Origin of the sequence: Novimethylophilus kurashikiensis (assembly GCF_003112435.1) — a bacterium.
GTDB classification, from domain to species: Bacteria; Pseudomonadota; Gammaproteobacteria; order Burkholderiales; family Methylophilaceae; genus Novimethylophilus; species Novimethylophilus kurashikiensis.
In genome coordinates, this window is record NZ_BDOQ01000003.1 from 143,501 (window position 1) to 154,209 (window position 10,709).

Annotated in this window: 10 protein-coding genes; 7 read left to right on the forward strand and 3 right to left on the reverse strand. The window is 53.7% G+C overall.

Annotation, left to right across the window (positions count from 1 at the left end; all coding sequences use genetic code 11):
* Positions 1-34: 34 nt before the first annotated feature.
* The 3 genes from NMK_RS04215 to NMK_RS04225 are packed head-to-tail and all read left to right on the forward strand — an operon-like array spanning position 35 to position 2,741.
* On the forward strand, positions 35-697 hold the full coding sequence (locus tag NMK_RS04215; protein ID WP_109014521.1) for a class I SAM-dependent methyltransferase: 663 nt from the start codon (positions 35-37) through the stop codon (positions 695-697).
* 3 nt (positions 698-700) lie between these two features.
* Positions 701-1,567, forward strand: a complete 867-nt coding sequence (locus NMK_RS04220; RefSeq protein WP_109014522.1) for a glycosyltransferase family 2 protein — start codon at positions 701-703, stop codon at positions 1,565-1,567.
* A gap of 28 nt (positions 1,568-1,595) precedes the next feature.
* The gene (locus NMK_RS04225; RefSeq protein ID WP_109014523.1) at positions 1,596-2,741 is read left to right on the forward strand and encodes a glycosyltransferase family 4 protein; all 1,146 of its coding nucleotides are present in this window, start codon (positions 1,596-1,598) and stop codon (positions 2,739-2,741) included.
* Between the two features lie 55 nt (positions 2,742-2,796).
* Here NMK_RS04225 and NMK_RS04230 read toward each other — a convergent pair whose 3' ends face one another.
* The gene (locus tag NMK_RS04230; RefSeq protein WP_109014524.1) at positions 2,797-4,026 is read right to left on the reverse strand and encodes a dienelactone hydrolase family protein; all 1,230 of its coding nucleotides are present in this window, start codon (positions 4,024-4,026) and stop codon (positions 2,797-2,799) included.
* A 260-nt stretch (positions 4,027-4,286) separates the two neighbouring features.
* Here NMK_RS04230 and NMK_RS04235 point away from each other — a divergent pair, with 260 nt between their 5' ends.
* From NMK_RS04235 to NMK_RS04245, 3 genes are read left to right on the forward strand one after another with little or no spacing between them, the layout of a single operon-like run.
* Complete coding sequence (locus NMK_RS04235) at positions 4,287-5,219, forward strand: UDP-glucose 4-epimerase family protein (protein ID WP_109014525.1); 933 nt, start codon at positions 4,287-4,289, stop codon at positions 5,217-5,219.
* Positions 5,220-5,222: 3 nt separating this feature from the next.
* Entirely contained in the window at positions 5,223-5,783 is a 561-nt protein-coding gene (locus NMK_RS04240) for a sugar transferase (RefSeq protein WP_109014526.1), read from the forward strand.
* A 16-nt stretch (positions 5,784-5,799) separates the two neighbouring features.
* Entirely contained in the window at positions 5,800-6,708 is a 909-nt protein-coding gene (locus NMK_RS04245; RefSeq protein ID WP_109014527.1) for a DMT family transporter, read from the forward strand.
* An 8-nt stretch (positions 6,709-6,716) separates the two neighbouring features.
* On the opposite strand, the gene NMK_RS04250 is transcribed toward NMK_RS04245, so the two are convergent.
* On the reverse strand, positions 6,717-7,481 hold the full coding sequence (locus tag NMK_RS04250; RefSeq protein ID WP_109014528.1) for a Mut7-C RNAse domain-containing protein: 765 nt from the start codon (positions 7,479-7,481) through the stop codon (positions 6,717-6,719).
* Positions 7,482-7,579: 98 nt separating this feature from the next.
* On the opposite strand from NMK_RS04250, the gene NMK_RS04255 reads away from it, so the two are divergent.
* Positions 7,580-9,793, forward strand: a complete 2,214-nt coding sequence (locus NMK_RS04255) for a RelA/SpoT family protein (RefSeq protein WP_109014529.1) — start codon at positions 7,580-7,582, stop codon at positions 9,791-9,793.
* Here the strand turns inward: NMK_RS04255 and NMK_RS04260 are convergent.
* Positions 9,731-10,705, reverse strand: coding sequence for an efflux RND transporter periplasmic adaptor subunit (locus tag NMK_RS04260; protein ID WP_109014530.1), 975 nt, complete (start codon positions 10,703-10,705; stop codon positions 9,731-9,733). The two genes, NMK_RS04255 and NMK_RS04260, sit on opposite strands and share 63 nt — an antisense overlap.
* Positions 10,706-10,709: the final 4 nt, after the last annotated feature.

Genomic DNA, 10,709 nt, shown 5'->3' on the forward strand with positions numbered 1-10,709 from the left:
AACGTACGACAAATCTATCGCTTAGGCCAATTAAATGCTTCGCTCTCAAATTCGCAGAATGACAACCCCAGAACAACGAGCAAAAATTCTGGATATATTAAAATCTCTAAAAAAAATATTTCCCAAGATCGACCGCTTTGCTGAATTTACTCCGCCTTATCGTCTTCATCTAGGGTGTGGCAACATTAAGCTGGAAGGCTTTTGCAATGTTGATGCATTAGCGACCATTGCAGTAGACGTTATAGATGACATTCGAGAATTGAGACGCTTTCCGAACAATTCCGTAAGTGAAATTTACGCTTGTCATGTGCTAGAGCATTTTGGCCATGATGAGGTGCAGCCTATTCTTAAGCGCTGGTTTGAAATACTTGAACCAGGAGGAATATTACGTATCTCAGTTCCCGACATTGATCGTATTGTGACTATTTATAAAGAAAATCTCACGCACTTTCATACGAAAGGACACTCTCCTTGGATTGGCCTGATTTATGGCGGTCAATCCACCCCCTACGATTTCCACAAAACTGGTTACAATGCATGCTGGTTATCTTATCTTCTTGAGCAATGCGGATATGCTGATTGCCAAGAGTATCCTCACGAACCGCATTTTGTTCCCGGCGCTGTTGATGCTTCTCAAGCTAAAGAGCCGTTCGGTGTTTTTTTCTCATTAAATATGATGGCACGTAAGCCTTTTTAATCGTTGAATACTGCTATTACTCAGCCACTAGTGTCTGTTTTGCTGCCAGTTAGAAATGGCTCCGACACTCTAAAGTTTGCTATTCAATCTATCCTTCATCAATCTCTAGCCGACTTGGAGCTTTTAGTGATTGATGATGGATCCACTGATGGTTCAGGTGATTTGGCAACTAGTATTGGTGATCCTCGGGTATATGTACTAAGCGAAACTAAGAATCGTGGACTAGCATTTCGACTAAATCAAGGCATCGATGCCGCTCGAGGCAAATTCATCGCTCGCATGGATGCAGATGATTTTTCCTTTCCACAACGTTTGGAAAAACAACTTAGATTCCTTGAGTCTCACCCTGAAATTGATCTTGTCGGCTGTCGTCCCGTAACCTTTCATGACAATGGGCGGCCTATTGGTCTATTTCCCCTTGCCAAAACGCATGAGGAAATATGTGCGAATCCGTCACGAGGATTTTATTTAGCCCACCCCACCTGGATGGGTAGGACAGAATGGTTCCGTCGGCACCGATATCGCATTCCAGAAGTGCGAAGGGCAGAAGATCAAGACTTATTGCTAAGGAGTTATCGTGACAGCCAGTTTGCATGCCTCCCCGAGGTATTACTGGCATATCGCATTCATTCATTCGACTTTAAACGTACTTGGCTCGCTCGCCGCTCCCTCTGTGCCGCCCAAATTAGTTTTTTTTACTCAAATAGAGAATGGCGAAACGTAATGTCTACTTTATTAATGACAACTGCAAAAGTTGCAGTTGACTTACTGGCAGCTATTCCAGGGGGAGAGTTTATTTTCAATCGCCGTATGGGAGAAAACATTCCGCCAAAAATTATTTCCGAATTGCAAGAATATAAGATCCTTTAAAAAAATGAATAAGTATGTATCGCGTTAAATGAGCTCGGTTAAACGACCCAAACTCATATACTTCACCTCCGTTGATTGGTTTTTCTGTTCCCATTTTTTAGAGCGCGCAATTGCTGCTAAAAATTGTGGCTATGATGTACTCGTAATAACCAATGTAGATCAGCATGGCGACAGAATTAAAAATGCCGGACTTCGCTTAATACATCTAAAAATTGAGCGCCGTAGTTTAAATCCGTTTACCTCAGTAAAAAACATCTATTCAATAACGAAGATATACCTCGAAGAAAAGCCAGATATTGTTCATCACATCGCTTTAAAACCTATACTGCTTGGAGGTGTTGCGAGTCTACTTTCGAGGCAAAAAGGCATTGTCAACGCAATTGTGGGTATGGGGTATTTATATATTTCACAACGTTTAGTTGTAAAAATAATACGTCCACTACTGGGCCTCTCCCTAAAACTTCTCCTTAATCCATCTGGGAGCAAAGTTATTTTTGAAAATTCGGACGATCTTACGTCTTTCGTTGCTGCGAAAATTGTCCGCGAGGCTGACGCGGTTCTCATCAAAGGGGCGGGCGTAAACCCGGAAAATTTCAAGTTGGGTGGGCAACCACATCATCCACCAGTTGTGGCTCTTGTAGCAAGGCTATTATGGGATAAAGGAATAGCGGAATTCGTTAATGCCGCACGAATCATTAAAAACAAGGGCTTAATTTGTCGTTTTTTGATTATTGGAAAAGCTGATTTGGATAACCACGCATCCATCGATGAAAAAACCCTTTCCGAATGGCGTGCAGAAGGAGTTGTGGAACTTCCAGGTTATCGTGATGATATCCCCAAGTTACTCTCCGAAGTAGACATCGCGTGTCTACCCTCATATCGAGAGGGACTTCCTAAATCTCTATTAGAAGCAATGGCTGCCGGATTGCCTTGCGTTACAACGGATGTTCCCGGTTGTAGAGAGGCTGTACGAAATGGTGATAATGGAATCTTGGTTCCGCCTCAAAATGCCGAAAGTTTGTCGGATGCACTTGAACGGTTGTTACTGGATGAGAAACTAAGAATCCAGATGGGACAACGTGGTCGTGCTCGTGTAGTGCAAGAATTCTCGACTGAGATAGTAACGAGACAAACAATATCTCTTTATCAGTTGATATTATCGAATCGGACCTGATGAAAAATCATCATTGGACCATATCAAAGGCATCAATATGAAATAGTTACCAGAACTAGGGCTTCCTCCAAGCTCGGAATGATTCCGCTACTGCGGATTTAGCCCTCCAATTTTGCGACTGTTCCCAAACCACCTTATCATTCACCGCATACACCTCACACCCTTGATGCTGCCGCTTACAAGCACTCATCGCCTGTTGCAGCGGGTCGTACCCCCCCACCGTTGTATAAGTCGCTCCATCATCTGCAATCACAAATGCTTTAGGCAGGCTTTTCTTGAGGAATGTCTTGTAGGCTTCGCGTCCAGGTTCGTTGACGAGCGGTAGCGCATCGATATTGCCGATATCGGCGAAGTTTGTCGCTGCGGGATACGGTGCAGGTAACAGTTCGGCATGCAAAGGCTCAGCGGGGAGTCCGATTTTGGCCAAGAATGCATCCATTTTCGGCATCCACACCGGCAAAGCTTCTAGACTACCGAGAAATCCATGCGAATCGCGCATGAAATTGCCGTAGGCAACGATTTCCGCTTTTTCGCCGCCTTGGTTGTATTGCTTCAGCATGTTGCGCCAGACTGGAACCGCAAATTTGGAGTCGTTGTCGCCATAAAACCAGAGCGACGGCACTTGTGTATTTTGGCCGAAATGCCCGGAAGCGGCCGCAAGCGAGCCTTGCCATCCAAGGCAATCGGGTGCGTTCAATCCACCGGCAAAATTGACGAGGCCTTTAACGCCGGGGATATTCAAACTGCCGGCACCCAACGTATTCCAACCGCCCATGCTCTGGCCGAAAATAACAACCTTACCGGATTCAACAGGCACCCCAGCATCGGGATGGTTAACTAGATATTCAATGACCCTGGCAAGGTCCTGCCCGTGATGCACCGCCATCGCCTCCAGATTGCATCCCGTCACCCAGGTATCCCCGTCGGACCCTGCAAAACCGCGCATCATCGGGATCACTACGGCATACCCTCTCGACAAAAAGTAACGAGCGGCATACACCGAGCGGTAACGCTTTTCGTTTTCCGGCATGCCGGGATTTTTGCCGTGGTTGAGTACGGCAAGCGGGAACGGGCCAGCACCTGGTGGCGTGAACACCGTGACTTGCAGCCGCACCAAGGGCGTTTGTTGGATAGGGACGTAGATAATGCGCTCGTTCAACTGGGGGTCGAGCGGTTCATCGCCGGCATCAGCGGCTTGTGCAGCCAGCGGAATAGATAAGCGAATAAGGATCAGGAACCCCAGCAGACAACGCGCCAGGGGAGCAGCGAATGTTGCAATCAGCATCGGTATTTCTCAAACTCAGCGTGTCTAACCCAGTGTTGTAATACGTCACGTCACGCCAGAATTTCAGTCTGAGATTGCGAAAGAATTTATTCATTGTTCTTGCACCGGCTCGCCATATCTTTGCGATGAAAATCGTCTCCGAATAATCCGCCCTGAATCGTCGAAGTAACAATAATTCTGCAAGAAAGCTGAATGCCCTTCGCTATAATGGCTAGCCCGCTAATGATTAGCGGCCATTCGGGTCGAGAACCATCTTATCCATGTCATCCATATTGATCACCGGCGCCAATGGTTTTGTCGGACAAGCCTTATGCCGGCACCTTGAATCCTCCGGTCGAGTCATCACGAGGGCAGTTCGTGATGCGGCCACTGCCAATCAGGTCAGCGTGGGCGATATTCATGACTCAACGGATTGGCACTCAGCTTTGAAGGATTGTCATGCAGTCATTCATACGGCAGCCCGCGTTCATATGATGGAAGACCAGGCTGCAGATCCGCTTGCAGAGTTTCGGAAAACCAACACGGCCGGCACGCTCAATTTGGCCCGGCAAGCCGCCAGTAGCGGAGTGCGTCGTTTCGTCTTCATTAGCAGCATTAAGGTCAACGGCGAATCAGGACATTTCAAAAGCCAAGACACTCCAGCACCTCAAGATGCCTACGGCCTTTCAAAATGGGAAGCGGAACAAGGGCTTCATGAGATAGGCAAGCAAACTGGCATGGAAATCGTCGTCATCCGTCCCCCCCTGGTGTATGGCCCCGGCGTCGGCGCCAATTTTTTGCGACTGATGCGGATCGTCAAAAAAGGGCTTCCCATGCCGCTGGGAGGCATCCGTAATAAACGAAGTTTGATCTACATCGGTAACTTAATCGACGCCATTACCTTGGCCCTCAGTCACCCTGCTGCAGCTGGCAATACCTATCTAGTAGCAGACCGGGAAACGTTTTCCACTCCAGACCTCATGCGAAATCTGGCTGTGGCCATGGGAACCCGAATCTATTTGCCGTCGATGCCCTCGAGCTGGTTGCGCGTGGCGGCAAAAATTACGGGTAAATCAGACGAGCTTGACCGGTTGCTCGACTCTCTGGTGGTCGACACCTCGTCTATTCAACAAGACCTTGGCTGGAAAGCACCATGGAACGCCCAGGAAGGATTCGCCGAAACGGCAAAATGGTTCAACCAGATTGATGCATAAATCATGAAGCGAATTTTCGATCTTGCCCTTGCCAGCCTTGCAGGCCTGCTTCTGCTGCTTCCTATCGTCATCGTCGCCCTTGCCGTGCGAGTGACGTCTCCCGGCCCCGTGCTTTACTGGAGCGATCGCGTTGGCAAAAACAATCGTATTTTCAAGATGCCGAAGTTTCGAAGCATGCGCATGGACACGCCGGCTGTCGCGACTCACCTACTTGGGAATCCCGCTGCTTACCTGACTCCCATCGGTTCATTTTTGCGCAAAAGCAGTCTGGACGAATTGCCTCAGCTGTGGAGTATTCTCAAGGGCGACATGAGCTTCGTCGGACCACGGCCGGCACTGTTCAATCAAGACGATTTAATCGCCTTGCGTACCGAGAACGGTGTACATACCTTAACGCCGGGGCTGACAGGTTGGGCCCAAATCAATGGAAGAGACGAGTTGGCCATCCCGGACAAAGTCAAACTCGATACGGAATACATGCATCGCCGCTCGTTCTTTTTCGACATCTATGTGCTTTGGCTGACTTTCATCAAGGTATTGCGCAGCGATGGTGTATCCCATTGATGGTTGATTATCTGCCATGACCGCACAACCACGCCCCCTGCAAGGCTACCTCGCCGCCCTCGGCACTGTTGCCATCTGGACCGGCTTTATCCTGATCTCGCGTATGGGTGGCAAGAGTCCGCTCACGGCTTACGACATCCTGGCCTTGCGTCTGGCGGCGGCGAGTTTGCTGCTGTTGCCGTTTGCCAAGGGCATCCCCAAGAGCGCCAGGCGTGATCGCAAGCTTTGGCTGCTGACCGTGCTGGCAGGCGTGCTCTATGGGGTCTTTGCTTATAGCGCTTTTAAGTTCGCCCCGGCTGCACATGCCGCCATCCTCCTGCCGGGCCTTCAGCCCTTCCTCATCATGGCTTGTACCTGGCTGCTGTTCAGCGTCAAGCCGCCACGGGAACGGCATTTGGGGCTGTTCATCATCGGGGCTGGGGTTCTTTGTGCCGCGGCGCCTTATATCCTGGCTTCCGGCGGGCATTGGACCGGCACCACGTTGGTCGGTGATGGGTTATTCCTGGTTGCTTCCACCATCTGGGCGTTCTACACCATCCTGGCCCGGCGCTGGCATTACAACCCATGGGTTCTGACGCGTTTTGTCGCGTTCGGCTCGACGGCCATCTACCTGCCGATTTATCTCCTGTGGCTGCCCAAGCAAATCGGCGCCGCCCCCATGTCGCAAATCATTATCCAGGCGTTGTACCAAGGCATCGGGCCGACCATCGTCGCCATGCTGTTGTTCCTCAAGGCGGTTTCCATCCTCGGCGCGGAACGAACCGGGGCAATGATCGCGCTGGTGCCGGTGCTGTCGGGCATCGCCGCCGTACCTCTGCTAGGCGAGCCTCTCAACGCGTGGCTCATCGCGGCACTGGGATTAGTCTCGCTCGGGGCTTATCTATGCGCCCGTCATTTGCCTGAGCGCAAGCACGCGGCCCACTAAGTCGTCCATCAAACGGTAATTCCCAGCTTGGCCAATAAAACGGCCATGCGTCGCCAATGGGAGCCTTCCCAGAAAATGCCGTGGCATACCTCGCAAGTGCTGAACCGCTGTTGATGTTCCCGCACGCTGGGCGGTAGGAAGTCTTCGATCTCCGCCTTGGGCACGGGATGCAGCGGCGCGTTGCATTGCAGGCACAGGCTGAACGGTTTGGCGCTGCGCCTTAAATCCAGCCGCTCGATAATCTCGGCCAACTGCTGCTCCGCCTTCAAGGCCCGCACATAACAGCCATGCGTAATCGTGCGCCGTTTGAGCAAATCCCGGTCTCGGGTGAGCACGATGCGGTGTTCGCGGGCAGCAATCGCCTCAATTTCAGCATCGTGAAAGTTGTTGTCGTAGAGGGTGTCAAACCCTGCCAACCGGAGAAATCTGGCCAATCCTCCCAGGTGCGCATCGGCGATGAATCGGCTCTGCCGTAACGGTGCTTCGCGCAGTCGTACAAGCGGCGTGACATCTAAAGCCTCGAAAGTGGGATATACGGCCACGCGATCACCATCTTCAAGCATGCGGTCGAAGCCCACCGACTCGCCGTTGACCAGGATCAGTTCCACCTCGGTATGAGGCACGCCCAGGGCTTCGATCATATGCTTGGTGGTTGCGGCACGCGCACATTGGCAAACGATGTCCCGATACCGCTGCCCTCGCGGCAGAAAATCGTTGAGCTCTTGATAAAAGCGAAAGGTCGCCCAAGCACCCATAATCCAAGCCCCCATCATCCACGGTTCTCATTATTGATCGTACTTATCCTCATGTCGGACTCGTCCATATTCCCCGCAGTTCCTGCATCGACACCGCACTTGCGCCATAATGCGTCATGGTTTCCGTTCAGCACGAATTAAGCGTCCTCGCCAATCGCAACGATTGGACCGTCTCCGATTGGCTCGCGGCATTATCAGATAAATTTTCGCCCGAAGAGCTTGAGCTACTGCGCCGTGCTTGCGAGTTAGCCGAGCCATTGTATGCCCCCCGGCGCGAGATCACCGGCATGCCGCTCATGCAGCACGCCCTGGGTGCCGCCTCCATCCTGCTCGCCATGAACATGGACGTGGACACCATCGCCGCCGCGATCCTGCACGCCGTCCCGGATGAGCTGGAAGACGCCAGCCTCACCATTGCCGAACGGTTCGGGCCCGCCGTCGCAAGCCTGGTGGACGGCATCTCGCGCATGGAGCAGATCCAGGAATTCAGCGAGATGGAAAGCCTGCATGCGCCCGACCCCAAGAAAGGCGACCAGGGGCAGCAGATCGAAAGCCTGCGGCAGATGCTGCTGGCGATGGTGGAAGACATCCGCGTCGTACTGATCAAGCTCGCCGAACGCACCCAGACCATGCGCAGCCTCACCGGCGCCTCCGAAGAACAACGCAAGAAGATTGCCCGCGAAACGCGCGGTATTTTCGCACCGCTGGCAAACCGGCTCGGTATCTGGCAGATGAAATGGGAACTGGAAGACTTGTCACTGCGGCATCTGGAGCCGGAGTTATATAAAGAAATCGCCCGCAAGCTGGACGAGCGCCGTATCGACCGCGAGCAATACATCGTCGATGTCGTCGCCCAACTCAGTAAAGAGTTGCAGGGCGCAGAGATCCAGGGCGAAGTCATGGGCCGCCCCAAGCACATTCATAGCATCATCAACAAGATGCGGCGCAAGAACCTCGATTTCACCGAGCTTTATGATGTACGCGCAGTGCGCATCCTGGTGGACGACATCAAGGATTGCTACACGGTGCTGGGGCTCGTCCATCAGCTGTGGCAGCCCATTCCCGGCGAGTTCGACGACTACATCTCGCATCCCAAGAGCAACGGCTACCGCTCGCTGCATACCGCCGTGATTGGCCCGCGCGGATTGGCGCTGGAAGTGCAGATTCGCACCCACGAGATGCACCAGCATTCGGAGCTTGGCGTTGCAGCACACTGGCGCTACAAGGAAGGGGCTAAGTCGGACGCCAAGTTCGACGAGAAAATCGCCTGGTTGCGGCGTATCCTGGAGTGGAAGGAAGAACTTGCCGACAGCGGCGACATGATGGAGCAGTTCAAAAACGAGCTGTTCCAGGACAAGGTCTACGTGCTCACGCCGCAGGGCAAGGTCATCGACCTGCCGCAAGGCGCCACACCGGTCGATTTCGCCTACACCTTGCATACCGATCTCGGGCACCGCACGCGCGGCGCCAAGGTAGATGGCAGCATCGTGCCGCTCAATTACAAGCTGCAGAACGGTCAGCGCGTGGAAATCCTCGCCGCCAAGACCGGCTCGCCCAGCCGCGACTGGCTCAGCCCTTCATTGGGGTATTTGCAGAGCGCCCGTGCACGTAGCAAGGTTCGGCACTGGTTCAAGTACCAGAACTTCGAGGAAAACGTTTCGCAAGGCCGCGCCAAGCTGGATAAGGAATTGCACCGCCTCGGCGTCGGCACGATCAACCAGGAAGCGCTGGCGCAGAAGCTGCACTTTAACAAGCTGGAAGACTGCCTTGCCGCGATCGGGCGGGGCGACGTTACGGCACACCAAATCGCTCAGGCTGTTCAGGATCACGAACCGGCCAAACCGCTACAACCCAAACCCGTATCGCGCCCGGCCCTGTCGGAAAACACCTCCGGTATCCTGCTCGAAGGCGTGGGCAATGTGCTCTCCAACACTGCCAAATGCTGCAAGCCGGTCGCGCCCGAGCCTATTGTCGGCTACGTCACTCGCGATCGCGGCGTGACGGTACACCGCCAGAATTGCGCCTTCATCGCCCGCTTGCCCGAAGATCGGCGCGCTCGGCTGCTGGATGCCCAATGGGGAACGGCCGCCGTCCAGCAGCGTACCTCGGTGGATATCGAGGTGGAGGCTATCGACCGCCAGGGACTGCTGCGGGACATCACCGACTTGCTCGCCCAGGAGCACGTCAATGTCACCAAAACGAACACGCTCAGCAAGCACCATCAAGCCCGGATGCGCTTCTCCATCGAAGTCGCGGACCTCGACCAGCTAAGCCGCGTGCTTGCGCTGGTAGGCAAGGTAAGGAACGTCACCCGCGCCCGACGCTGCTGATTTCAGCGCGGGCTTTGCGGGCTGTGCCTTGGTACTTCCAGCCAGTTCCGGGTGAATCACCACCGAGCAGGTCATGCCCGCCACCAGGATAAAGTCGGGCGGAACATTGTCCAGGTGAATCCGGACCGGCACACGCTGCGCCAGGCGCACCCAGTTGAAACTCGGATTCACGTTAGCCAGCAAGCGCACGTCGGTCGGATTATCGCGGTCGGTAATGCCACGCGCGATGCTCTCGATATGGCCGTGCAGGATTGTTTTCGTACCTAGCATGCGCACCTCCGCCGGGTCGCCCACATGCATCAGCGCCAGCTTGTGCTCTTCAAAGTAGCCGTATACCCAGTAGGAATTGCGGTCGATCAGCGCCAGTTTCGGCGCACCAGCCTGGGCAAAATCGCCGGGACGCACCAGCAGGTTGGAAACCCAACCGTCCACCGGCGCACGCACGGCTGTCCGCTCCAGGTTGAGCCTGGCCAGATCGCGCTGCGCTACGGCATCGTCGTAATCGGCCCTGGCACTGGCGGCGATCAAATCGGTATCCTCGCGGTTCTCGCGCGACACCACTTCGTCATCCAATTGGGCACGTCGTGCGGCCTGGCCGCGCTTCATCTCCAACATGACGCGGCGCTGCTCCACCACGGCCTGGGCCTGGGCCAGTGCATGTTTATATCGTTCGGCATCGATGCGGAACAACACCTCGCCGCGCTTCACGTACTGGTTGTCCTTGACCGCCACTTCCGTCACCAACCCCGAAACGTCGGCAGCGATATTCGCCACATCAGCGCGCACGCGGCCGTCGCGGGTCCACGGCGAATCCATGTAATGCACCCATAACTTGCGGCCCATGACGATAGCGAGCCCTAACAAGCCCAGGGTGATCAATATGCGGATACTCTTTTTGGTCAGTTCGTTCATCACA

Bases quoted from the DNA above. Each gene is read 5' to 3' on its own strand.
- NMK_RS04235 (WP_109014525.1), top strand. From the start codon at position 4,287: ATGTCATCCATATTGATCACCGGCGCCAATGGTTTTGTCGGACAAGCC.
- NMK_RS04255 (WP_109014529.1), top strand. From the start codon at position 7,580: ATGGTTTCCGTTCAGCACGAATTAAGCGTCCTCGCCAATCGCAACGAT.
- NMK_RS04215 (WP_109014521.1), top strand. From the start codon at position 35: ATGCTTCGCTCTCAAATTCGCAGAATGACAACCCCAGAACAACGAGCA.
- NMK_RS04250 (WP_109014528.1), bottom strand. From the start codon at position 7,481: ATGATGGGGGCTTGGATTATGGGTGCTTGGGCGACCTTTCGCTTTTAT.
- NMK_RS04260 (WP_109014530.1), bottom strand. From the start codon at position 10,705: ATGAACGAACTGACCAAAAAGAGTATCCGCATATTGATCACCCTGGGC.
- NMK_RS04225 (WP_109014523.1), top strand. From the start codon at position 1,596: ATGAGCTCGGTTAAACGACCCAAACTCATATACTTCACCTCCGTTGAT.
- NMK_RS04240 (WP_109014526.1), top strand. From the start codon at position 5,223: ATGAAGCGAATTTTCGATCTTGCCCTTGCCAGCCTTGCAGGCCTGCTT.
- NMK_RS04230 (WP_109014524.1), bottom strand. From the start codon at position 4,026: ATGCTGATTGCAACATTCGCTGCTCCCCTGGCGCGTTGTCTGCTGGGG.
- NMK_RS04245 (WP_109014527.1), top strand. From the start codon at position 5,800: ATGACCGCACAACCACGCCCCCTGCAAGGCTACCTCGCCGCCCTCGGC.